The sequence below is a fragment of the Trebonia kvetii genome (genome assembly GCF_007827045.1).
GTDB classification, from domain to species: domain Bacteria; phylum Actinomycetota; class Actinomycetes; order Streptosporangiales; family Streptosporangiaceae; genus Trebonia; species Trebonia kvetii.
On sequence record NZ_RPFW01000001.1, the window covers coordinates 237,641 to 262,309 of the forward strand.

16 protein-coding genes are annotated in these 24,669 nt (G+C 70.5%); 8 read left to right on the forward strand and 8 right to left on the reverse strand.

Going from position 1 to position 24,669, the window contains the following annotated elements; translation table 11 throughout:
• Nucleotides 1-176 precede the first annotated feature (176 nt).
• The 3 genes from EAS64_RS01005 (at nt 177) to EAS64_RS01015 (ending at nt 4,831) form a co-directional block, all read left to right on the forward strand.
• Nucleotides 177-1,445, forward strand: a complete 1,269-nt coding sequence (locus EAS64_RS01005; protein WP_145850824.1) for an LmeA family phospholipid-binding protein — start codon at nt 177-179, stop codon at nt 1,443-1,445.
• Between the two features lie 174 nt (nt 1,446-1,619).
• Nucleotides 1,620-2,483: an LmeA family phospholipid-binding protein gene (locus EAS64_RS01010; protein WP_145850825.1), complete on the forward strand. Its 864-nt coding sequence runs from the start codon at nt 1,620-1,622 to the stop codon at nt 2,481-2,483.
• Between the two features lie 356 nt (nt 2,484-2,839).
• Nucleotides 2,840-4,831, forward strand: a complete 1,992-nt coding sequence (locus EAS64_RS01015; protein ID WP_246115482.1) for an ATP-binding SpoIIE family protein phosphatase — start codon at nt 2,840-2,842, stop codon at nt 4,829-4,831.
• 94 nt (nt 4,832-4,925) lie between these two features.
• Here the strand turns inward: EAS64_RS01015 and glmS are convergent, their stop codons facing one another.
• From glmS to EAS64_RS01045, 6 genes are all read right to left on the reverse strand, one after another.
• The gene (gene glmS / locus EAS64_RS01020; protein ID WP_145850826.1) at nt 4,926-6,776 is read right to left on the reverse strand and encodes a glutamine--fructose-6-phosphate transaminase (isomerizing); all 1,851 of its coding nucleotides are present in this window, start codon (nt 6,774-6,776) and stop codon (nt 4,926-4,928) included.
• Between the two features lie 50 nt (nt 6,777-6,826).
• A complete protein-coding gene (locus EAS64_RS01025) occupies nt 6,827-7,126 on the reverse strand; it encodes a hypothetical protein (protein WP_145850827.1) in 300 nt (99 codons plus the stop codon).
• A 451-nt stretch (nt 7,127-7,577) separates the two neighbouring features.
• Nucleotides 7,578-7,976, reverse strand: coding sequence for a hypothetical protein (locus tag EAS64_RS01030; protein WP_145850828.1), 399 nt, complete (start codon nt 7,974-7,976; stop codon nt 7,578-7,580).
• 120 nt (nt 7,977-8,096) lie between these two features.
• Nucleotides 8,097-9,050, reverse strand: a complete 954-nt coding sequence (locus tag EAS64_RS01035; RefSeq protein WP_145850829.1) for a patatin-like phospholipase family protein — start codon at nt 9,048-9,050, stop codon at nt 8,097-8,099.
• A 59-nt stretch (nt 9,051-9,109) separates the two neighbouring features.
• Nucleotides 9,110-9,646, reverse strand: coding sequence for a hypothetical protein (locus EAS64_RS01040; protein ID WP_145850830.1), 537 nt, complete (start codon nt 9,644-9,646; stop codon nt 9,110-9,112).
• Between the two features lie 73 nt (nt 9,647-9,719).
• Nucleotides 9,720-12,095, reverse strand: coding sequence for a HelD family protein (locus EAS64_RS01045; protein ID WP_342781996.1), 2,376 nt, complete (start codon nt 12,093-12,095; stop codon nt 9,720-9,722).
• Between the two features lie 249 nt (nt 12,096-12,344).
• Here EAS64_RS01045 and aceB point away from each other — a divergent pair, with 249 nt between their 5' ends.
• The 4 genes from aceB (at nt 12,345) to EAS64_RS01065 (ending at nt 18,352) form a co-directional block, all read left to right on the forward strand.
• A complete protein-coding gene (aceB, locus tag EAS64_RS01050; protein WP_145850831.1) occupies nt 12,345-13,943 on the forward strand; it encodes a malate synthase A in 1,599 nt (532 codons plus the stop codon).
• Between the two features lie 115 nt (nt 13,944-14,058).
• Nucleotides 14,059-15,486: an FAD-linked oxidase C-terminal domain-containing protein gene (locus EAS64_RS01055; protein WP_222849089.1), complete on the forward strand. Its 1,428-nt coding sequence runs from the start codon at nt 14,059-14,061 to the stop codon at nt 15,484-15,486.
• A gap of 33 nt (nt 15,487-15,519) precedes the next feature.
• Nucleotides 15,520-16,800, forward strand: a complete 1,281-nt coding sequence (locus EAS64_RS01060; protein WP_222848911.1) for an FAD-binding oxidoreductase — start codon at nt 15,520-15,522, stop codon at nt 16,798-16,800.
• A gap of 94 nt (nt 16,801-16,894) precedes the next feature.
• Complete coding sequence (locus EAS64_RS01065) at nt 16,895-18,352, forward strand: (Fe-S)-binding protein (protein ID WP_145850833.1); 1,458 nt, start codon at nt 16,895-16,897, stop codon at nt 18,350-18,352.
• A gap of 253 nt (nt 18,353-18,605) precedes the next feature.
• Here the strand turns inward: EAS64_RS01065 and EAS64_RS01070 are convergent, their stop codons facing one another.
• The gene (locus EAS64_RS01070) at nt 18,606-21,626 is read right to left on the reverse strand and encodes a hypothetical protein (protein WP_145850834.1); all 3,021 of its coding nucleotides are present in this window, start codon (nt 21,624-21,626) and stop codon (nt 18,606-18,608) included.
• 375 nt (nt 21,627-22,001) lie between these two features.
• On the opposite strand from EAS64_RS01070, the gene EAS64_RS01075 reads away from it, so the two are divergent.
• Complete coding sequence (locus tag EAS64_RS01075) at nt 22,002-23,237, forward strand: amidohydrolase family protein (RefSeq protein ID WP_145850835.1); 1,236 nt, start codon at nt 22,002-22,004, stop codon at nt 23,235-23,237.
• Between the two features lie 233 nt (nt 23,238-23,470).
• On the opposite strand, the gene EAS64_RS43165 is transcribed toward EAS64_RS01075, so the two are convergent.
• Nucleotides 23,471-24,460 (reverse strand): phage tail tip lysozyme, encoded by a 990-nt coding sequence (locus tag EAS64_RS43165; RefSeq protein ID WP_187365601.1) that lies wholly within the window; start codon nt 24,458-24,460, stop codon nt 23,471-23,473.
• Between the last annotated feature and the right edge of the window lie 209 nt (nt 24,461-24,669).

Consider the following 24,669-nt stretch of genomic DNA (forward strand, 5'->3'; position numbering starts at 1 on the left):
CCGGTTATCAGGTGAAGACCGGACGCGCCCCGCCGCCACGAGCCTCGCTTCAGATGAGTCTAGGGCTCGCGCGTGAAATCCGGAATCTGGTGAACTATAACTACGACGAGACGATTTCTCGTTCTGCGTCGATATCTGTCGATACTTGAATTCGGCAGCGAACTTGGGGGCTAGCCATGAGTACCGATCCGACCCAGCCGGCGCCGTCCTCGGACGACCCGCCCACGAAACCGGCTGCGCCGACGGTGCAGTCGCCCACGGCATCGTCGTGGGGGCAAGAGGCGGCGACGCAGGCCGCGCCGCAGTGGACGCCGCCACCACCGCCACCGCCGCCGCCCGCGAAGCCCTCCTTCACGCCCGCCGGCCCCGCGAAGCAGGACGCACCCGCCCAGCCTCAGCCCGCCCAGGCTCCGCCGGCCGACCAGCAGGCCGGGCCCGCCCAGCCCGCCGGCCCCGCCCAGCCCGCCGGCCCCGCACCGGGCGCCGGAGCCGGGCAGTGGCAGAACGCGCCGACGGCCCGGTGGACGCCGCAGGAGACACCGACCGAGCAGCGGCAGCCGCAGGACACGCCCCAGGCGGGCGCCGCGGCCCCGGCCGCCTGGCCGCCGCAGCCCCAGTCGCAGCCGCAGGACACGCCGCAGCAGCCGTGGGCGCCGCAGCAGCCGGGGCAGCAGTGGTCTCCACAGCAGCCCGGGCAGCAGTGGCCGCCGCAGCAGCAGCCTCCGCAGCAGCCGCCGCTGCGGTTCGGCAGGAACCGCAGGCGGCGCCGCGTGCGGCGCTCGTTCATGGCGGTGTTCACCATCATCGTGCTCGCGATTCTGCTCGTAATCGGCGACCGGGTCGCCAACGCGATCGCGGAGAACGAGATGGCCAGCCAATTCGTATCCAACGGCTTTCCCGTCAAGCCGAATGTGTCGATCGAGGGCTTCCCGTTCCTCACCCAGCTTGTCGCCAAGGACTTCAAGACGGTCAACATCTCGGCGGCCAACGTGCCCGCCGGCCCAGTGACGATCACCAGCGTCCACGCGACGATCAACGGGATGCACATCAGTTCCCTGTCAGGCAACGCGAGCGCCAAGGTCGATCACGTCACCGCGACGGCGTTCATCTCGTTCGGCGCGCTCGCGGCCGCGGGCGGTCTCGGCGACGGCAGCGGGATCACCGTGTCGCAGGACGGGCCGAACACGCTGAAAATCACCGCGGGTGTCGGCGGCGTCTTCTCCGACACGGAGAAGGCCAAGATCGTCCAGACCGGGCCGCAGAGCATCAGCATCCAGGTGCTCAACACAGGAGGCGCGGTCGGGTCGTTGCTCAGCTCCTTCGGTTCGTTCTCGTTCACCCTGCCCAAGGGCGTGCCGGCCACCCTGCGGATCACCAGCGTCGTCGTCAACTCCCAGGGCCTCACGCTCTCGGCGGCCGCCTCCAACGCCACGTTCAGCAAGTAATCCCGCGCCGCGGACTTGCAGGCCGGCCCCTCCGCCCCGTGCGGCGCGGGGGCCGGCCTTTGCGCGGTGCGGGTATAAACGATGACAAGGCATTCCGTGCCCGGGTCTGGCGGGCACGGGGGTCGCCCCCGAAGACGGCACAGGCCGGAACACGAGTCGATGGGAGCCTCACGGGTGAGCGATTACCAGCCGCGCCCACCGGGCGGGTGGCCCGCGCAGCCGCCGCAGAGCAGCGGCGGCGGCCAGGGTGACGGGTTCGCCCAGCCGGGCTACGGCCAGCAGGGCGGCGGGTACGGCCAGCAGGGCGGGTACGGCTCCAGGGGGCGGGTCGCGCGGCCGCGGCGGCGCCGCCGCGGCTGGGTCGTCCTGACGGTGATCCTCGTGATGATCGTCGCCATCCTCGCCATCGGCGACCAGATCGCCAAGGGGATCGCGGAGAACCAGATCGCGCAGAAGATCGAGACGTCCGGCCTCAACACCAAGCCGTCGGTCGGCATCGAGGGCTGGCCGTTCCTCACCCAGCTCGCCGCCAAGGACATCAAGGCGATCGACATCAACGCCAGCAATGTCAAGACGGGCCAGTTCGAGATCACCAGCATCAAGGCACGGGCCACCGGCGTGCACCTGAGCAGCCTGTCGGCCAACGCGAGCGCCAGGATCGACCAGATCAACGGCACCGCGACCATCTCCTACCAGTCGCTTGCCAACGACCTGGGCAACGCGATCAACCTGCCGGGCGTGAGCTCCATCGGCAGCATCGCCCCCGATCCGTCGGCCGGACCGGACGCGGTCAAGGTGGACCTTGGCGGCCTGGCGAGCGTCGACGCGACCGTGAAGCAGACCGCACCGAACAAGATCACCATCCACTTCGGCGCGCTCGGCGGCATCGCCTCACTGCTTGGCGGCGCGGGCACGATCCAGGATCAGGTCATCACCATCCCGCCGCTGCCCGCCGGCCTTGTCGTCAGGTCCGTCGCGGTGGAACCCCAGGGCATCGTTGCCACCGCCTCGGCCACGAACACGACCTTGAGCCAGTAATTCCCCAAGGCATCCGATTTCGCCACTGGAGGCGTCCTTCGTCCCAGGAAGCGCTGCGGGCACTGTCAACCTGGCCATATTGGTACATACAGGACAAAAGGGAAGAATCGGAAGCGCTCTCAGTTGTAGCGTTCGTTGGCCCATAATGAGCGAGAGCGCGCCGTGCACATACTTTTCAGGAGTCGCCCGTGACAACCGGCAAGAGGGTCAGCCGAAAGGCACCGCCGGCGAGCGTGGAATCCATCGAGACCAACACGTCGGTGCGAACCCTTATTCTCGGAATCGAACGTAACGGGCGCATTGTCCAGCACGATCGCACGGCTCCAAAGGTTCTCGCACGTTCCACGGACGATCTGTTGGGTGTTCACCTCAGCGACATCACGGCGAATCCGTCGGATAGCGTCACCGTTCTTTCGATCGCGATGATGCTCGACGCGGTGCGCGCGGATCGCGAGGGCAACGCCGTTCTCACCATCGCACTCGCGGGCGGCCTGAGCGCCGATGCAATCGTTACCGCTAAGCCGATGCAAACCGGATCGAGTGACGTCGCGGCCTTCGTGATCATGCAGATCCCGATCCCGTCGGCGGAGCGGTTCGTCGACCCCGCCCTGATGCGGGACATCCTGCTGCGCGACGCGAGCCCGGTCGAAGAGGACACGCTCGACTTCAGCGAGCTGGCGAAGAAGATGACCGCCCAGCTGGTGCCCGCCTTCTGCTCCACCGCCGAGGTCCTCGTCATCGAGTCGCTCATCGGCGACAACGAGGTGCCCTCGCACCTGCCCGACGGGAACATCCCGCTGCGCCGTCTGCACGTCAGGCACGACAGGGAGCACCCTGCCTGGCAGTCCGCCTTCCCCATCGGCGAGATCCTGCGCTTCCCGCCCGGCTCCGCCTACACCAAGAGCATCGAGACCGGTGCGGCGGTGCTCGAGCACTCCGTCTCCGCCGACTCGGCGAAGAAGCTGGCCAAGTCCTGGCGCCGCAAGCCGGTCGGCGGCCTGTTCACCGACGTGTCGATGCTGGTCATCCCCGCGGTCTCCAAGGGGACCGTGCTCGGTCTCTTCTGCTGTTTCCGCGAGGCGGGCGCGCGCAGGTTCGACCGCTACGACATGGAAATGGGCATGGAGTTCGCCACCAGGTCGGCGGTGTTCTTCAACCACGCCACCCGGTACAACAGGGAGCACGCCACCGCGCTGACTCTGCAGCGCGCGATGCTGCCCACCGGGCTGTCCATGCCGTCGTCCGTCGAGGTCAAGCACCGCTACCTGCCGGGCAGTGAGCTCGTCGAGGTCGGCGGCGACTGGTATGAGTCGATCAGGCTGCCTGGCGCGCGGGTAGCGCTTGTCGTCGGGGACGTCGCCGGACACGGAGTCCGGGCCGCGGTCACTATGGGACGGCTGCGCACCGCCATCCAGACCCTCGCCATGCTCGAGCTGCCGCCCGCCGAGTCGCTGCAGCAGCTCGACGAGCTGATGCGGACCATCGGCGAGCGCGAGCCGCACTTCGCCACCTGCGCCTACGCGGTGTACGACGCGGTGACCGGCGAGATCGAGCTGTCCGTGGCGGGCCACCTGCCGCCGCTGCTCGTCCACCCGGACGGCCGCAACGAGTACCTCGAGGTCATCCCGAGCCCGCCGCTCGGCGTCGGCAACGGCGTGGTGGACACCAAGGTCATCGGGGTCGAGGACGGCTCGCTCTTCGTGCTGTACACCGACGGCCTCGTGGAGTCGCGCGACCGCGACATCTCGGAGGGGCTCGACAGGCTGCAGGCCGCCTTCGGCGAGGGCGCGCCGGAAGCGGACCTCGAGGACCTGTGCAAGACTGCGCTCGACGGCGTCTACTCCGACGCCAAGCGCGACGACATCGCTGTCCTCATCGCCAAGCTGCGGCGCATCCCCGAGGATCACCGGGTCATCTTCCAGCTCGAGCCGGAGCACTCCGCGGTGCGGCACGCGCGGTCGCTGATCCGCGACCCGCTCAAGCGCTGGGGCCTCGAGGACCTGATCGACAGCAGCGAGCTGCTCGTCTCCGAGCTGGTCACCAACGCGATCAAGTACGCCAACGGCGAGGTGACGCTCCGGCTCATCCTCGAGCCGGAAAGCCTGGTCTGCGAGGTGCACGACTCCTCCCCCGCGCTGCCCCGGGTGCTCCAGGTCGACAAGGACGCGGAGAACGGCCGCGGCCTGCACGTGGTGTCCCAGATGGCGTCCCGCTGGGGCGTGCGCCGCACGCCTGGCGGCAAGGTCGTCTGGTGCGAGCAGCTGGTGCCCGCCGAGATCACCGAGGCGATGCGCGCGGCGCTTGAGAACCCCGACGAGGTCACCCCGGATGCGGTCCCGGTTTCCTAGACTGCGCAGCCACGCAATCGTTCGGTATCGGCCCTTGTGAAGTACCGAAGGCGGATTTTCCCGAACGGTTGCGTGTGCTCCGCGATCCGCCGCCCTACTCCACGGTGACGCTCTTGGCGAGGTTGCGGGGCTTGTCGATGTCGCGGCCGAGCTTCGCGGCGGTGTGGTAGGCGAGCAGCTGCAGCGGGATGTTGAACAGGATCGGCTCGAGCTCGGGCTCTGTCCGGGGCACTCTGATCAACGCGTCCGCCAGGCCCGCGGGGATGTCGGTGCTTGTCACCGCGATGACGGGGCCGCCGCGCGCCTTGATCTGCTCGATCGTGGAGATGTTCTTGGCGACCAGGTCGTCGGACGGGATGACCACCACGCTCGGCATGTCGGGGGCGATGAGCGCAAGCGGGCCGTGCTTGAGCTCTCCCGCCTGGTAGGCCTCGGCGTGCACGTAGGAGATCTCCTTGAGCTTCTGCGCGCCCTCACGGGCCACCGGCCAGCCGCGTACCCGGCCGATGAAGAACATGTGGTCGGCGTCGGCGAACTCGCTGGCGATGGCGGCGATCTCGTCTTCCGCGTTGAGCATCGCGGTCACCTGGGACGGCAGGCCGCGCAGGCCCCTGACGACGCGTTCGCCCTGGGCGGCCGACAGGTCCCTGACCCGGCCGAGAAGCAGCGCGAGCAGCGCGAAGTTGACCGCCATGTTGGTCAGCGCCTTGGTGGAGGCCACCGCGACCTCCGGCCCGGCGTGCAGGAAGATGCCATGGCCGCACTCGCGCCCGATGGCGCTGCCGACGACGTTCACGGCGCCCATCACCTGGCCGCCCTTGCGCTTGAGCTCCTGCACGGCCATCAGCGTGTCGCTGGTCTCGCCCGACTGGGAGACGGCAACGTAGAGCGCGTCCGGGTCCACGACCGGGCTGCGGTACCTGAACTCGCTCGCGGGCTCGGCGTCGGCGGGGATGCGCGCGAGTTCCTCGACGAGCGCGGCGCCCATCTGGCCCGCGTAGTAGGCGCTGCCGCAGCCGAGGAACTTGACCCGCTTGATGTTGCGCAGCTCGCGCGGGTCGAAGTTGAGGCCGCCGAGCTTCGCGGTGGCGAACCGCTCGTCCAGGCGGCCCATGACCGCCCGCCGGATCGCGTCCGGCTGCTCGTGGATCTCCTTGCGCATGTAGTCGCTGTACGGGCCGAGCTCGTAGTCCTCGGCCTGCGCGTCAACCGTGGTGGGCGTGCGGTGCCCGTCGCCGCTGACCGACGGCCCGGACAGCGTCGTCGTGCGGTAATCGGTCGCGCTGATCGTCGCGACCTCGCCGTCTTCCAGGTAAATGACCTGGCGCGTGTACCTGACAAGGGCGGCCACATCGGAGGCGACGAACATCTCGTTCTCGCCGAGGCCGAGCACGATCGGCGAGCCCTTGCGCGCGACCACAAGCTCGTCGGGGTTCTTCAGGTCGAGCACGACGAGGCCGTAGGCGCCCTCGACGCGGCGCAGGGTGCGGACGACCGCGTCCGAGAGGCTCGCGGACTCGATCGCCGCGAGCTCAGCGGCGATCATGTGCGCGAGTGCCTCGGTGTCGGTGTCGCTCACCAGCGTGACGCCGGCGCCGGTGAGCTGGTCACGGAGCTGGTCGGCGTTCTCGATGATGCCGTTGTGCACCAGCGCGATGCGCTGCGCGGTGTCGGTGTGCGGGTGGGCGTTCCGCTCGTTCGGCTCGCCGTGGGTGGCCCACCGCGTGTGGCCGATGCCGATCGTCGCCTTGGTCGTCTGCCGCCCGTCGTCGATCTTGTCGCGCAGGTCCTGGACCCGGCCGGCGGTCTTGGTGATCTGGAGGCGGCCACGGCGCACGAGGGCGAGGCCCGCCGAGTCGTAACCCCGGTACTCGAGCCGGTGCAGCCCCTCGAGCAGCACCGGGGTCGCGTCCCGCTTGCCGATGTAGCCAACGATCCCGCACATCGATTCGTTCTCCTCCTTGCCATCCTGCCTTGGGCAGGTCATGCGTTCGCTTACCGAGGCCGGTCCGGATACACCATGCGGCGCAGCTGGCGCTCAGACACCGCGTCCGCCTTGAACCTCCGGCTCTTGAGCTCGTTCACGAGCTGCGGCCAGATCGCGTCGTTCTTGCGATTGCGGTCCTTGAGCTCCTGGTGGCGCCGGACGACGTACTCGTCGACCGTCTGGCCGAAGTAGGCGAGCACGTCGGCCACGACCCGCGCCGCGGTCGCCTCATCCAGCCCCGTGCTTATCGCGACGTGGCGGACCAGGTCTTGCGGGTACGGTGAGCTCCGCGGGTGCGCATCATCCATAGACGCGGGTCATTCTGCCAGGCGCTTGGCGTTAGTGGCAAATTCCTGCCCGATTCCGGGCAGGAATTGGGAGATTCACGCGCCTCGCACGGCACGTACCCGGCTTGCGGGCCTGGCGGGCATGCATGAGGCCGGCCGTCGCTGAGTGGGCGGGGGAGCATGCGACGGCCGGCCTCACGTACAAAACCGTCAGCGGCCCCGAAAACGTTACGCTCGCCCCGACGTAAGGTTCTTACGGCCCGGTTGCCCGACTGAAAGCCAGGCCCAGCCGCCCTTCCCGAACCGATCAGAAACTGGACGACTGATCACGAAAGTTACGGGAATACTGCTGCTGGGACCAATGAGTCCCCTGAGGCAGCACAGGTGCGGATACTCCGCCCGGTGCACCGCCGTAGGGGGCAGAGGGGGAAACCATGGCCGGCCCGCATGACTGCTGGTGACCGTGGCGCCATTACTGCCCGACAGTAAGGCGCGGCCGGAGCGCCAGCTCCGACACCGGACCCGGACACCGGACTCGTGCATGGAGGCTCGTCACCGCTTCTGGTAGCGGCAGCTGCCAATCAAGCGCGGCATTTCTTCCAGGCTCTTGTCTGCCTGCGCACGACCCGGTCGTCAAGTCATCGACCGAAAGCGGGAGGGCGTCGTGCCCACCCATCTTCTTCATTCCGGCAACGAACAGGCAATCATTTTCCTCGGCGCAATCGCCGTGGCAGTGCTCATCAGGTTCTGGCGAATAGTGCTCACTGGATTCGCGCTCATGCTGATCGTCGCGGCGCTCATCGTGTTCAGCGTGATCCTGGACCTGCACGTGGTCCACGAGGTCGCCACGTACCTGCGGAACCTCGTCCACCAGATCACCGGGTTAACAATGTCCCAGGCCGTACCCCGCCGGTTTCACGCCGGCGGGGTACGGCCTTTCCTTTTCACCAGCACCGCGCGGATCTGTGCGCTGCTCGTGTCGCCGCCGTGGTCACGGCGCGAGCACCTCGCGGACGGACTCGCGGCCGGATTCCAGGGCCGCCGCGAGCAGGCGGGCGTCCGTGGTCAGACGGCTTACCTTGGGCACCGAGGCGGGCGGGAAGATCATGAACGCCTTTCCCTCGGCCTCGAGCAGGGCGATGCGGGCCACGTCAGCGGCGGTCCTGGCGGGCCGGGTGAGCAGGGCGGTCTTCAGCGCCAGCGACTCGTTGCGCAGGGTTGTCCTGGCAAGCAGCCGGATCGAGCGGGCCGGGCGCGGTGCTGGAGATCCAGTTGCATGCGGCACCGGAATGCCGAGCGCCAGCGGGCGGCGGGAGCGGAGTATCAGGATGTGCGTCGCGCCCTGCGCGTGCGGCGTGCGGAACGGGATCGACTCCGCCACGCCCGCGTCGTAGAAGCGCTGGCCGCGCAGTTGCACGGGCGGTCCGGCCAGGAACGGCAGCGACGCGCTCGCCCGCAGCGCGAGCCGGAGCTCTGCCGGGCTGGCGATGAGCGGGCGCAGGTCGGTCGACTCCCCCGTCTCCGCGTCCGTGCCGAGCGGGTGGTACTCGACGGGGCTGGCGAGGATCGAGGCGAAGTCCATCGGGAACTCCGTCTGGTACACGTCCTCGACCAGCGCGCGCACGTCGACGACCGGGCGGCCGCGCAGCAGCGCCGACCAGCGGATCAGCGTCTTGGCGTAGTCCGGGTCGGCCCAGCCGCGCAGCCGGTCAGGTTCCGAGCTGACCAGCCAGGCTCCGGTGATCGCGCCGGCCGACGAGCCGTAGACCGCGTCAAACGCGGAAACCAGGCCGAGCTCGTGCAGCGCCAGCGCCATGCCGGCCGACACGGTGCCGCGCATGCCGCCGCCCTCGACGGAAAGCACGATCCGGTGCTCGTCGGCACGGTGCCCTGGCTGGCTCCCGGTCCGCCCGCGCTCCCCGATCAGCTTCAGGACTTCGTGCATCCTGGCACCGTACCCCGCTGGCCGGGCGACGAGGCCTCGCGGGCGGCTCGCGTCGCGGGTCAGCAGGCCACGGTGAGCGGGGTGCTGGTGAGCAGCCCCTGGTCGCCGCTGTCGTCCCACGTGTTGAGGTGCCCGTCGTACCCGCAGACGGTAGAAAGGAGAACGGAGCTGATGGTGACGGTGAAGGTGCCCTGTGCATCGGCCTGCGCGGAGGACACCTGGTAGTCCTCCCCGGGGTAGGTAGCGAAGGTCACCCGGACCGCGCCGCCCCTCGGGAAACCGGATCCGTGCAGCGTCACCTGCTGGCCGGACGCTATCCGCTTTGGCACGCCGGTCACCGTCGCCCCTTGGGTGGCGGCGGTCGGCGCGGCTGACGGCGTCGCGGAACCCGCTGCCGGCGTCTGGCTGGCGACCAGGCTGCCGGTGACGACGGGGTTGGCCGCCGAAGAGCTGACCGGTGTGGTCACCGGGGGCTGGGGCGGCGGGGACGTATGGTCGTTGGCAGCCAGCGTGAAGAAGCCGGTTAGCGCGGCCCCTCCCAGGGTGCCCACAAGTCCGATCAGCGCGACGGTCCGCGGGAAACTTCGTTCAACCACGTAACCCAGCGTAGGCAAGCGAAAGCGTGCGCGGTAGAGCCCTCCTATTGCACATTCATCGCGTGGCGGGGAGTTAGGCGTCCAGAGTGGCCAGCGGTGCGGGCAGGTCACCCTCGTGGACGACGGTCAGGCGGTGGGTCGCCCGGGTGATGGCCACGTACAGGTCGTGCGCGCCGTTCTGCGACTGGGACAGGATGCCCGACGGGTCGGTCACGATCACCCTGTCGAACTCGAGGCCCTTGGCCTGGGAGACGGTGAGCAGCGCCGCCGCCGAGTCAAGGGACTCCGGCTGGTCGCCGGGTATCGCCTCGGGGACAGCCGCGGCCAGGACGCCGATCACCGCGTCAGGGGCGATGACAGCCAGCCGGCCGTTGTCCGGACCGCCGATCTCGGCCAGGTCCGCGCGGACCGCCTCGGCCACGCACGCGGCCAGGGCCTGCGCGCCCTGCCCCGCATCCGCTCCGGCACCGGACGCCGACGGGACGCGGATCACCCGGGGGCCGACGCCCTCGGAGCGGACCGACTCCGGCGGGCGCTCGTCCGACACCGTGGCGAGTACCGCCGCCGCGACCGCCATGATCTCCGCCGGGGTGCGGTAGTTGACCGTGAGGCGCTCCTCGCGCCAGCGGCGGCCGACCAGCGGGTTGAGCATCTCCTTCCAGGAGGTCGCCCCGGCAGGCGAGCCGGTCTGCGCCACGTCGCCGACCACGGTCATGGAGCGGGCCGGGTTGCGGCGCAGCACCATCCGCCACGCCATCCCCGACAGCTCCTGCGCCTCGTCGATGATCACGTGGCCGTAGGCCCAGGTCCGGTCGGCCGCGGCGCGCTCCGCGGTGGAAAACGCCACCCCGCCCGTGGTGTTCCAGTCCGACAGCTGCTCGGCGTCCAGCATGCCAAGCTGGCCCACCGTCATGGAGACCTCCATTCCCTGGACGATGGCCGAGTCGATGACCTCCTGCGCGTACTCCTGCTCGGCGCGGCGGGCGCGTTCCGCGGCGCGCCGCGCCGCCTTCTGCGCCGAGTCGTCCACACCGAGCAGTTCCGCGGCCTCATCGAGCAGCGGGACGTCCGCCACCGTCCAGCGAGACGGGTGGGCGGTGCGAGTAAGCCGCTCCCGTTCGGGATGATCCAAGACGGAGCCGGCGGCGGACCTGATCGCTTGCCGCGACCCGAGCAGGGCGGAGAGCAGCATTTCCGGGGTGAGCAGGGGCCAGAACGCGTCCAGTGCCGCGTTGACGCCATTGGTGTCCCAGAGGCGGGCGCGCACGTCGGGGAGGTCTTCCTCGTCGAGCGGGCGGTTCAGCACCTTGGCCTCGGACCTGGCGAGCTCGGTGAGCAGCTCGGTGACGAAGAGCCTGCGCGCCACGTTGTGCGGCCTGCGGGTGGACCTCGCGCGGTCGCGCGCGCGCAGGATCGCCTCGCGCCGCAGCGGGATCTCCACGCCGTCGGCGTTCACGGTGACGTCCTGCTTCGGCACGGTCTGCCGGTCGCGGACCGCCTGCTGCAGCACGCGGACCATCCGCTCGTCGCCCTTGATCACCGCGGCCGGGTCGCGGGTGTCTGTCGCGTGCACGCCGGGGAACAGGTCGCCGAGGGTGTGCAGCACCACGTCGGTCTCGCCGAGCGACGGGAGCACCTGGCCGATATAGCGCAGGAACGTGGCGTTCGGGCCGATGACGAGCACGCCGCGGCGCTCAAGGATGCGGCGGTGGGTGTAGAGCAGGTAGGCGGCGCGGTGCAGCGCGGCGACGGTCTTGCCGGTGCCCGGGCCGCCCTGTACCACGAGGACGCCTGGCAGGTCGGCGCGGATAACCCGGTCCTGCTCGGCCTGGATGGTCGCGACCACATCCGCCATGCGCCCCGTGCGCGCGCTGCTCACCGCGGCGATGAGCGCGGCCTCGCCGGACAGCGTGCTCCTGTCCTCGTCCGACAGCTTGTCCAGGTCGAAGACCTCGTCGTCGACGCCGGTGACCTGACGGCGCCGCGTGTAGATGTGGCGGCGGCGGACAAGGCCGACCGGATTGCGCGGCGTGGCGGCATAAAAGGGCCGCGCGGCGGGAGCACGCCAGTCGATCAGCTTCAGCTCGTAATTGTCGTCGCGCAGGCCAATTCTGCCAATGTAAAGAGTGGCCTGCTTTTCGTCGTCGGTGCGGCCGAAGCATAGGCCGCGCTCGGTACGGTCGAGTTGCGCTAGGCGCCTCGCCTGCTCGGACGCGGAAATGTCCCGCTCGAGTCGCGCCTGATGCGTGCCGCCCGGGCCGCCCTGGGCGCGGACGCTCGACAGCTCGCGCACGCTGCGCTCTCGCGCCTGGTCGAGAAGGCCGTACAACATCGACACGTATTCCTGCTCGGCCCGCAGGGCGACGGCGTAGCCGGTCTCGGTAATTTCTCCGGAGCTGGGGGTTTCCGCCGCGCTTTCCCCTGTACCTTCCCCTTTATTTTCCGCCACGTTTTCCGTTACAGTTTCCGCGAGAGGTGAGCCGGAATCCGATTGACGAATTACCATAATGGCTGATATACTCCTGAGAGCCGGTGTGAACTGGCTTTTTTAATGCCCTGGCAGGATTAACAATCCTACCACGTTCGCTTTTCGTCAGCTCACTCGCCAATTCGGCGCGCGCCCACGGCCGGAGGACCGTTCCGTGTGATCCCCGCAGGCCTTGCCTAGGATGGACGCCGTGGGGGGAAGGAGCTGACCATGCGCGAGCGCGTAGAGATCACCGGCCCCGTCGAGGAACGGTACGTCGAGATCCTTTCACCGCGGGCACTTGAGCTGCTCGTCCGGCTGCACGACGCGCTGGCGGACCGGCGGTTCGAGGCCCTCGCCGCCCGGCGGCACCGACAGGCCGAACTGACCCGCGGCGGCACGCTCGACTTCCTCCCGGAGACCGCGATCATCCGCGCCGACCCCATCTGGCAGGTGGCGCCGCCGGCACCCGGGCTCGTCGACCGGCGGGTGGAGATCACCGGGCCGACCGACAGGAAGATGACGCTCAACGCCCTCAACTCCGGCGCCAACGTCTGGCTCGCCGACTTCGAGGACGCCAACACCCCGCTCTGGTCGAACATGATCGAGGGCCAGCTCAACCTGAAGGACGCGCTCGACAGGACGATCGACTTCACCTCGCCCGAGGGCAAGGCCTATGCGCTGCGGCCGGACGCGGAACTGGCCACGATGGTCGTCCGGCCGCGCGGCTGGCACCTGGACGAGAAGCACATCCTCATCGACGGGCGGCGTTCCTCTGCCAGCCTGACGGACTTCGCGCTCTACATGGCCGGCTGCGCGCAGCGCCAGCTCGACAAGGGGAAGGGACCGTACTTCTACCTGCCGAAGCTGGAAAGCCACCGTGAGGCCCGGCTATGGAACGACGCGTTCAACATCGCGCAGGACCATCTAGGCATACCGCGCGGCACGATCCGCGCGACGGTGCTGATCGAGACGATCACCGCCGCCTTCGAGATGGACGAGATCCTCTACGAGCTGCGCCATCACTGCGCGGGGCTGAACGCGGGGCGCTGGGACTACCTGTTCTCGATCATCAAAAAGTTCCGCAACCGGGGCAGGGAGTTCGAGCTGCCCGAGCGGAACGCCGTCACGATGACCGCGCCGTTCATGCGCGCCTACACCGAACTGCTCGTGCAGACCTGCCACAAGCGGGGCGCGTTCGCCATGGGCGGCATGGCCGCGTTCATACCGTCGCGCCGCGATGCCGCGGTGAACGAGATCGCGTTCGCGATGGTCCGCGAGGACAAGACCCGCGAGGCGGAGGACGGATTCGACGGTTCCTGGGTGGCGCACCCGGACCTGGTGCCGGTGTGCCGCGCGGTCTTTGATTCCGTGCTCGGCACATCGCCGAACCAGGTCGGCAGACAACGGCCCGAGGTCTCGGTGACCCCCGCCGACCTGCTCGCCATCGACAAGACACCCGGCGGCATCACCGAGGCGGGGCTGCGGAACAACATCTCCGTCGCGCTGCAGTACCTGGCCTCCTGGCTCTCTGGCAGCGGGGCAGTGGCGATCTTCAACCTGATGGAGGACGCGGCGACCGCGGAGATCTCCAGGTCCCAGATCTGGCAGTGGATACACAACGAGGTCATCCTCGACGACGGCCCGCTGGTGACAAGGGACGTGGTGGAGCGCATGATCGATGAGGAGCTCATGAAGATCCGCGAGCTCACCGGCGAGAGCTTCGACGCCGCCAGGTACGGCCAGGCGGTCGCGCTGTTCACCGAGGTGGCGCTCATGGATGCCTACACGATGTTCCTCACGCTGCCCGCGTACGAACGCATGCCGTAGGAAAGGGGTCCGGCCCATGACCAGCACGGCTTCCACGTCGACCGGGGCGGGTGCCTCGGCAGGGGCGCCTGCCGCCGCGCCGTCCGTCGCGCTCGCCGCGTCGCTCGCTCCGGCCATGCGGAAGATCTGCGGTGCCGCTGACGTGCTCACCGACCCGCTCGAGCTGCGCACCTACGAATGCGACGGGCTGACATCGCACCGCACTGTCCCGGCCCTTGTCGTGCTGCCGGAAACCGCCGAGGAGGTCGCGGCGGTCGTGCGCTTGTGCGCGTCGGCCGGCGTGCCTTTCGTGGCGCGCGGCAGCGGCACCGGACTGTCCGGCGGCGCCGTTCCGCATGCCTCCGGCGTGCTGATCGTGATGTCGCGCATGCGCCGGATCCTTGAGGTCGACCCGGTGGCGCGGCGCGCGGTCGTCGAGCCGGGGGTGACGAACCTTTCCGTGACCCAGGCGGCGTCCCCGCACGGGCTGTTCTACGCGCCCGACCCGTCGTCGCAGGTGGTTTGCTCAGTCGGCGGTAACGTCGCGGAGAACTCCGGCGGAGCGCACTGCCTCAAGCACGGGTTCACGGTCAACCACGTGCTCGGCCTGGAGATCGTCACGCCCGCAGGCGAGCTGACCTGGCTCGGCGACGGCACCGGCGTGCTGGCCGGCTATGACCTGCTCGGCGCGTTCACCGGGTCCGAGGGCACGCTCGGCATCGTCACCAAGATCATCGTCAAGCTGACCCCGGTCCCCGAGGCGGTGCACCTGGTGCTCGCCGCCTACGACTCGCTCGAGGCGGGCGGGCGCGCGGTCACCGACATCATCGCCGCGGGCATCGTGCCGGCCGCGATCGAGATGATGGACGCGCTGTCCATCGAGGCGGCGGAGGCGGCGGTGCACTGCGGTTACCCCGAGGGCGCCTCCGCGGTGCTGCTCGTGGAACTCGATGGTCCATCGGCCGAGGTGGAGGCGGAGCTCTCCACCGTTCGGGAGCTGTGTGAGGCGGCAGGGGCGCGGGAGATCCGTGCGGCCGACGACCCGGTGCAGCGGGCCGGGATCTGGGCCGGCCGCAAGTCAGCGTTCGCCGCGGTCGGCCGGCTCTCCCCCGCCTACATCGTCCAGGACGGCGTGGTGCCGCGCACCGCGCTCGGCGACGTCCTCGCGCGGATCTCCGCGCTGTCGGAGGAGTCGGGCATCCGGGTGGCGAACGTGTTCCACGCCGGCGACGGGAACCTGCACCCGCTCGTGCTCTACAACGACGCGGTGCCCGGCGAGGCGGAGCGAGCCGAGGTGGTGTCGGGTGCCATCCTCGACGCGTGCATTTCCTACGGCGGTTCCATCACCGGCGAGCACGGCGTCGGGGTGGACAAGTCTCGCTACATGCCGAAGATGTTTACCGCGGAGGACCTGGACACCATGCAGCTTCTCCGGTGCGCGTTCGACCCGGCGTCGCTGTGCAACCCGGGCAAGGTGTTCCCGACCCCGCGGCTGTGCGGCGAGGTGCCCGGTCATCGCCGGGGTCCGCATCCGGCCACTGCGCGCGGCGCGGAGATCTTTTGATGCGGCGTGACCGCTTGGGACGGGGAGGTTTCCGTGAGCGCCGAGCTTGAGGTGCAGCGCAAAGCCCTGGTCGCGGTGTGCGGACAGGTGCGCGACGGCGCGGCTGGCGACGCCATCCTCGCTGGTGACGCTGAGGGCTTGCGGCCCGCGTTCGTTGCCTCGCCTGCTTCCACCGCGGAGGCGTCTGCCCTGCTGCGGGTGGCGGCCGAGCACGAGCTCGCGGTGCTGGTGCGCGGCGGGGGGTCGCGGCTCGGCTGGGGGGTGCCGCCGTCGCGGTGCGACCTCATGATCGACATGGCGGGCATGTCCGCCGTGGTGGAGCACGCGTCGGGCGACCTCGTCGCTCGCGTGCAGGCCGGCGCCAGGATGGGCGATGTCGCGACCGAGCTTGCCAGGGCCGGGCAGGAGATCGCGCTCGACGTGCCGGCCGAGGCGACCATCGGCGGAGTGATCGGGTCCGGTCTCGCCGGGCCGCGCCGGCTGCGTTACGGGACCCCCCGCGACCTGCTGATCGGGATCACGATCGTGCGCGCGGACGGGACCGTGGCCAAGTCCGGCGGGAAGGTCGTCAAGAACGTCGCGGGCTACGACCTCGGGAAGCTGTTCGCGGGCTCCGCGGGGACGCTCGGGCTCATCAGCGAGGCGATCTTCCGGCTGCATCCGCTGCCTGCCGCGCGAGCGTACGTCACGGCAGAGTACGTCGCGGTGTCCGTCGCGTGCGACGCGGTCGCGGCCGCGGCGAACTCGACGCTCGTCGCCTCCGCGGTGGAGCTGTCCCGGGCCGAGCCCGGCGGGCCGATCACGGTCGGCGTGCTCATCGAGGGCTCGGCAGAGGGAGTGGCCGCACGGTCGGCACGGCTGTCCGATCTGCTCGGCACCGGCTCGGTCCAGGCGGAACCGCCGGACTGGTGGCCGGGCGCCCCGGCGGCCGGCACCGGGGAGACCCTCGTCCAGGTGTCGTTCTGGGTATCGGCGCTCGGCCGGGTGCTCGACGCCCTGAACGACGCGGCTGCCCTGGCGGGCGTGTCGCCGTTGACCGCGGGATCCGCGGGCGCGGGTGTGCTGCACATCAGGATCGGCGCGTCGGCCGAGGCCGGGGCGGCGGCCGGGTTCGTCGCCGCGCTGCGGGCTTTGCTCGCCGAGGAGCGCGGCGCGGTGACGGCGCTCGCCGCGCCGGCATCCGTGCGCGAGGCGCTCGCCGAGCGGGGCGGGATGTACCCGGCGCTGCCGGCCTTGGCGCTGATGCGATCCGTCAAGGGCCAGTTCGACCCCGGGCACCGGCTGGCGCCCGGGCGGTTCCCTGACGGGGTCTGACCGATGCCGGTCATCCGGTCGTCTTCCCGGTCTTTCTTCCGGTCTTGCTTCTTGACTTGCGTCCGGTCTTCCGAGGGTCTGTGAGGGATGTTGCATGAGTGACGACGTGGCGGGTCCGGTTGCGGACAGCAACGGCGGGGCTTCCGGGGCGGAGCAGCGCATCCGTTCGGCGGTGCAGGACTGCGTGCACTGCGGGTTCTGCCTGCCCGTCTGCCCCACCTACGAGTTGTGGGGGGAGGAGATGGACTCGCCGCGCGGGCGGATTCACCTGGTCGGCCAGTTGCTCGACGGCGCACCGCTGACCGCGGCAGCGGGCGAGCACTTCGACCGGTGCCTCGGCTGCATGGCCTGCATGACCGCGTGCCCGTCGGGTGTGCAGTACGACCAGATCATCGAGGCGGCCCGGGAGTGGACCGAGGCGGCGGGTGCCGAGGGCTCGGCTGCCGATGCCTCGTCCGCCTTGTCCGCCGGGGGTTCCGCCGCGGGCGGCTCGGCGGAGGTGGCGGGCGGACTTGGGCCTGCGGGGCGCGCACCCGGCGGTTCGGTGCCCGAGGCGCGCCGTTCGCTGCGCGACCGGGCGACGCGGGAGGCGATCTTCGCGCTGTTCCCGTACCCGGCTCGGCTGCGGGCGGCGATGGCGCCGCTGCGCGTGCTGCAGCGGACCCGTCTTGACAAGGCAATCGCGCGGACCGGACTGATGGGGCGGCTCTCCCCCGCCGCCGAGCAGGCGCTGCGGCTGGCGCCGCCTGCGTCGGGTGCGATGCCGGCCGGGCGGCTCCCGTCCAGAGTCGCGGCCCGCGGCGAGCGGCGCGCCGTGGTCGGCATGCTCACCGGGTGCGTGCAGTCGGTGTTCTTCCCGCGGGTCAACGCGGCGACCGCACGGGTGCTCGCCGCCGAGGGCTGCGACGTGATCATTCCGCGCTCGCAAGGATGCTGCGGCGCGCTTTCGCTGCACTCCGGGCGGGCAGCCGAGGCGATCAGGTTCGCCCAGCAGACGATCGAGACGTTCGAGGCGGCGCGCGTCGACACGATCGTCGTCAACTCGGCCGGCTGCGGGTCGGCGATGAAGGAGTACGAGCGGTTGTTCGCGGACTCACCGGACTGGGCGCGACGGGCGGCCGCGCTGTCGGCCAAGGTCCGCGACCTCGCGGAGTTCCTCGACGCGCTGGGCCCAGTCGCGCGGCGGCATCCGGTGCCCGCCCGCGCCGCGTACCACGACGCCTGCCACCTGGGGCACGCGCAGCGGATCACCGCGGCGCCGCGCGCGCTGCTGCGCGCCATCCCCGAGCTTGAACTGGTGGAACTGCGTGACGCCGGGCTCTGCTGCGGCTCGGCGGGCGTCTACAACCTGCTCCAGCCGGAAGCGGCGCGGGAGCTCGGCGCGCGGAAGGCCGACTCGGTGGAGGCCTCGGGCGCCTCCCTGCTCATCTCGGCCAACCCCGGCTGCACGCTGCAGATCTCTTCCTCGCTCGCGGCCCGCGGCATCGAACTGCGGACGGCCCACACCGCCGAGATTCTGGACGCCTCGATCAACGGAGTCCCACTCACCTGACTCCCATGCGTCCCGCGGATCACGGCCACCTCAGACTGTCGAACATGATTATGGAAATTCGGTTTACAACGGAAACTTTTCCCCCAGATCGGGGTTTTTGTTTCCACCAGGAGAAAAGTTTCAGACCATGAGTCCCGTATGAATGACTGATTTGTGAAATTTGCCGGGTTATTGCGGCGGACGGTCAGGCTTCGCGGGTGGCACTGCCCGTATCGCTGCGCGGACCGTTCCGCGGCGGCGGTGCTGGGCGGGGCTACGGGGCGGGCAGCGTCAGCACCGCGGGGTCCATGCCGCGCTGCAGGGTGCCGGTGACGTTACCGCCTGAGGTGGTCAGCGCGGTGATCGTGGTACCCGTCGCGGGGCTGAGCGGAGTGGCGGCGGACCAGGTCAGCCCGTCCGCGGAGGTCCAGGTGACCGCGCGCTGCGCCTTGGCCGGCCCGATCATGCCCGCGGCCACGAAGCCGCTGCCGGTGGCGGTCACCCCGGTGACCACGCCGGGAACGCCGCCGGTCGGCAGCACGATCTGGGTGATGTGGGCGCCGCCCCGGTCGGTCGTCACCACGATGGGGATGCCGCCGGCGTCGTTGGTGGCGAAGCCCGCCGCCACCACGCGTCCGCCCCGGCCCGCCGCCGCGTAGCGCAGTGTCGCGGTCCGCGCGCCGGCCGGCCTGGTGACGTCGTGCGTGGTCCAGTGCATGCCGTCAGACGAGGTCCAGATCGTGTGGCAGTCCGCCTGCGAGCCCGCCGCCACGAAGCCGTCGCCGTCGGCGACGGCGGCGATGGCGAGCGAGTTGTGGTAGCCGCTGCTGCCGCCCGCCGTCCAGTTGGCCAGGTCGGCTGACCACCACAACTGGGCGAACTTCTGCCTGCCCGTGCCCTCCCTGCCCACCACCAGGTAGCCGCCGGGGCCCGCGGCGACGCCGAGGAACTGGGCGTCGCTGCGGGCCATCGCGGTGAGGGAAGGCACGGTCCGCCATGTCACGCCGTCTGCCGACGTGTACACCATGGGTTGTGCCACCCCGTTGGCGGTCACGGAGCCGACCGCGATCCAGCCGGATGGCCCGTGGGCAACCGAGGTCAGGTGCCCGGACATGGTGCCGAGGTCGGCGGCCGATACCAGGGGCCAGCCGCCGTTGAGCGCACGCCGCCAGATGGCGGGGTGCCCGTCCGCCATGCCGACGGCGACGATGGTGCCCGACGCCGACCACATCGCGGCCACCGTCACGCCGCCTCGCCTGCCCGGGTAGCCGGCCAGGATCATGCTCGCGGTGGTGCTCGTCGCCTGGCCCGTGCGGGCCGTCCCGGTGCTTGACCGCTCGGCCAGCATCTCGTTGGCGCGCCCAGTCAGCATCAGCAGGGCGCCGGCGCCCACGGTCACGATGACCACGGCAGGCACCCCGATCTTCGCCACCTGCCAGGCGCGGCCACGCCGTGCCGCGCCGGCCGGGCGGCGGGTGCGCGGGCCAGCGGCGTCGCGCACCGATCCCTGCCACGCGCGGAAAAGTTCGTCCGACTCGCTGAGCGCGGCGGGACCGGTGAACTGCGCGCCGGGAGCGGTGAACTGTGTCGCGCTCAGCGGCGCCGGGGCAGGTGCCGACGGCAGCCGCACCTGGCCGCTGCGGTGAGGCTGCGCCTGCTCGCCGCCTCGGTCGTCCTGCGCCGGGCGGCCGGGAAGGCTGTCTGGCGTCTCGGCATTCCAGCCCGGGTCGCGCTGCGGCGTGCGCCTGGGCAGCGGCGGTGGCTGCCGCGCGTACCTCAGAGTCGGCGATGCCTGGCCGCCGCCTGCTGCCATCGCGTCCGCGGGCCCGCCGGCCGCGCGGTGCTCTGGGTCGCCCGTGAACGGCTGGACCGGCCAGGGCCCTACCCCGGTCCTGGAGTCTTCGAGGACCGGTGCCGCCGCGTAGCGCGAGTCCAGCGGTTCGCCTGCCCAATGGGGGTCCGCGCCGAGCGCGGCCGCTGGGTCATCCGGGTTGTCGGCATACCGATCGTCCGCGTAGGCGTCTTCTGCTCCTGCGTCTGCTGCGTCCTGATCCCCTAGCTGGAAGCCGTAAGCGGATGAACCGCGGGTGCGCGGACCGTCGTTCGCGGCGGGCGGGTCTGCTGGATAGAAGCGCGGAGCGAGCGGGGTGACAGGGTGCCGGACCGGAGGGGCGGCTGGTGGCCGGTACGGCATCCCGAAGTCGATGCGCGTCGCGTCCCGGTCCTTCCGGTCGAACCGCGACGCACCGGAACCGGGGCGATACGGCACCGCGTCCTCGGCACCGGCGTCCTCGCGGCCAGCGGCGTACGTGTCGGAAGCGGGCGGCGCCGGGGCATACATGCTGGGAGCGTGCTGGTCGGCGGGGTAACCGTCCGCTGGGTAATCGTCCGCCGCGTACGGGTCGATGGCGTACGGATCGGGCGCGAAGATGTCGGGCGCGTACGGCGGGGCGTCATAGGCGCCGGGAGCGTACGGGTCGGGCCGGTAGGCGTCGGGCGCATACGGGCCGGATCCGTAGGGGCTGCGGGCCAAGGTATCCGGGTACCGAGGGCCGGGAACCGGCGGGCGGCCGGGGACGGTCTCCCAGTCGCGACCGGAATCCCGCCAGGCGCGCTGCGCCAGCTGCCAGCCGGACTCGCGGTCCTGGCCGGCCGGGACGGGGGCATCCTGGCCGGCCGGGACGGGGGCATCCTGGCCGGCCGGGACTGGGCGCTCCAGGCCGGCCGACACAACGCGCTCCGGGTTGGCCGGGACGGGGACGGGGCTCTGTGACGCGTCGACGCTCGGGGCGCCGGACCGGGCGCGCAGGGCTTCTGTCGGGCCGACCACGGGGATGTTTCGCGGGTCCCGCTTGGCGATCAGCGGCCAGTGTGGCGCCGGGGCGTCCGCATTCGCCTCGGGGCTGTCCGTCCCGGCCTGGGGAGCGGGGCTCGCCGAGCTCGGTGGGGTGATGAACAGGCGCCGCGCTCCGGGAGACAGCGGGCCAGGTATCCGGTACCAGGAGGTCGGCCGTGGGTCCGGTTCCGCGTCGGGCACGGTCTCACCCGAGCGGACTGGTTCCCTGTTCCGGACCGGGGGGGCCGCTTCCCCGGCCGGCGACGGGAACCAGCCCGCCGGACTTGCCGCGCCAGGCGGCCGCTGCCTGGCGCCGGCCCCGCCGGAATCGGGTGCCTGCCGGGTCTCATCCCCGGCCGGCGCACCGATTCCGGACGTTCCGTTAGAGATAGCGGGAGTAATGCCCGCGGACTGCGCATCGAGCTTGTGGCCGTTCGCGAGGTGATTTGCGTCGGTCATCAGTTACTCCGAGTCCGTCTGGAATTACTCTCCGTAACAGACCTTGGCGCGGAGATTGCGCTTCGATCTTTCATCGGCTGTCTCTTGCTTTGAATATAACGACCGATGCCCGAAATACCCAGACCTTGCGGGCAAAAAAATCACAAATAGTTCAGCAGTGCTCACTCTATGTGATATTGGCTGCTGGGCTCGCTGGCGGCAGGGATATTGCATGTCACAAGAGATTCTTGAGGCGATGCTTTCATCAGTAATCCCACGGAAGGCATTTCATCGCGCCGGGACTCTCGCCTTTATCAGGAATGCGGCATCGTCACCCGCGTCAGCGAGAATCACGGGAATTCCATCGCGAAACTCCCCCGTCGTACGATGAGCAGCATGTCCGTCGCGCAGCCGTCCGTGCTTCCCTTTGTCGCCGCGCAGCCGCTCGTCGACCATCACTGCCACGGGGTGCTGCGAGCAGGCGGCGACCTGGCCGGGCTGCTCAACGAGGCCGACGGCGCCGCGGTGGCGGACGGGATGGCATTCGACTCGCTGGCCGGGCTCGCCTTCCGGCGCTGGTGCCCGCCGTTGCTCGGGCTCGAGTCGCACGCGAGCATCGAGGACTATGCCGAGCGGCGCGCCGGGCTCGACCCCGCGGAGGTCAACCGGCGGTTCCTTGACGCCTGCGGGCTGCGCGCGCTGTGCGTGGACACCGGGTACGCGCCGGGCGGGCTGCTGTCCCCCGCGGAGACGGCGGGGTTCGCCGGGGCGGCGGCGTTCGAGATCGTCCGCCTCGAGCAGGTCGCTGAGTCGCTCGCCGGCACCGGGGTGAGCGCCGCGGCCTTCCCCGACGCCTACCGGGCGGCGCTGAGCGAGCGCGTCGCCGGGCACGGCGGGTCCGGGGTCAGCGTCGCCGGCCTGAAGTCGATCGCGGCGTACCGCGTCGGCCTCGACCTCGACGGGCGGCGGCCAGCGGACGCGGAGGTCGTCGCGGCCGTGTCGCGGTGGCTCGGCGGTCGCTACGACGCGGGCGACGACGGCCATGGCGGCTACAAGGGGGACGGCGGCGACGAGGGCGGCGACGGCGGCACCGGTGAAGGGGGCAGAGTGCCGCGGCTGGCCGACGAGGTGCTGCACCGGTTCGTCATCTGGTGCGGTGCGGACCTTGGACTGCCGATCCAGTTCCACGTCGGCTACGGCGACAGGGACGTGGACCTGCACCGGTGCAATCCGCTGCTGCTGACCGGGCTGCTGCGGGCGCTGGAGCCGACCGGGGCCCCGGTGATGCTGCTGCACAACTACCCGTATCACCGGGAGGCCGGGTACCTGGCCCAGGTCTTCCCGCTGGTATATGCGGACCTGGGCCTTGCCACGCACAACGCGGGCGCGCGGGCGACCGCGCTGCTCGCCGAGGCGCTCGAGATGGTGCCGCTGCGGAAGTTCCTGTTCTCGTCCGACGCGTTCGGGCTGCCCGAGCTGTACTACCTGGGGACGCTGCTCTTCCGCCGCGCGCTCTCGTCCTTTCTGGCCGGCAGGCTCGACGACGGGGACATGGGCCTCGCCGACGCCGAGCGCGTCACGCGGCTGATCGGCGCGGAGAACGCCCTGCGGGCGTACCGGCTGGACGGATAGGTTCGCATTGCTTAACGGAGCGTGCGACATAAGCCGTAAACCGGACATGATCATGGTCGCCGGCTAAGCGAAGATGCGCGGTCGGGCCGTGCGACCGGGTGGCGCGTGAGCGGGGCTTGGTGGCGTGCGGGCGGGGAGCGGGCGGGGAGCGGGCGCACACGGAGACGGGCCCGGCCTACGCGTCATGCGCGTGGGCCGGGCCCGTTTCCAGATGTCGCCGGGAGCGGGGCGGCCTAGAGGCCGCAGGCGGCGGCCACGTCGGTGGCGGCCTGCTCGCGGGTCGAGGCGGCGGGGATGCCGGCGCGCTCGAAGTCCGTGACGTAGATGTACGCGGCCGACGCCGGGGACGACGCCGAGTTCAGCGCCGGGATGTACCCGGACCAGATCTGGTTGTAGGTCAGCAGGGCCTTGAGCTGCGTCTGCAGGTCGGCGCTGTAGTTGCCGGTGACCATGCCGGACTGGAGCGGGGTCCAGCCGATCAGGCCGCCGCCGCCCATCCCCACCGACTCGGGGTTGCCCTTGGACTCCTGGTAGATATTGCCGGCGATGCCCGCGGCGGCGTTGTGGCTATAGCCGTTGGCCAGCAGGAAGCTGACGATCGCGGTGACGTTCACCGGGAGCAGGCCGCCGCCATTGCAGCTCACCGTCGTGCCAGCCGCCTGGGTGGCGGTCGCCTGGGTGGCGGTCGCCTGGGTGGCACTCGCGGTCGCGGTCGCGGTCGCGGTGTTGGCGGCCGGAGCGGAGGCGGGCTTGGCGGCCGCGGTGTGCGTCGCCGGCGCGCTCGCCGTGTGCTTGGCGGCGGCGGTGTGCTTGGCGGCCGGCTTGGCGGCGTGGCCGACGGCCTTCTTCGTGGCCTGGATCAGGGAGGAGCTCGCGGCCTTGGCGTGGCCCGCGCCGATGCTCGGCGAGATGTTCGACGCGGGGATCGTCAGCGCGTCGTTGAGCTGTGCCGCGCTGGGCTTGCCTGTCCCGGCCAGGCTGTAGGAGGCCGCCCCGGCCACGACGGCTGCGGCTGCCACCGCGACCGGAACGACCTTGCCGACCCGCTTGCGGGTCGCCTTGCCCCGGGAGATCGCATGCCGCCCGGTGTACTCCTGAGCGCGACCGTCCGCTGCCTGCGGCTCGGTGGGCTCCTCGTAGCCTGATCGGTCACGAAGAGTGGGCGTGGACCGGTTGAACGGGCCGAATTTGCTGCTGCCGTTTCGCCTGCTGCCTGCGCTCAAAAAAAGCCTTACGTCGCTCCGCGCCTGGCTACTCGGTCCTCGAACGGCAACCTCTCACCAGGCCTTCCAGCCAAAATGGCTCTCATGAAGCGTTACAGCGGCCAAACGCGGAAGAGCACGTTTGCGGCCATATAGCCCGGACTGGCTACTGGCCGGTAAGAGGGTCTCCGGAGCGCCGCTGACCAGCGCAGAACACAGACAGTGACGGG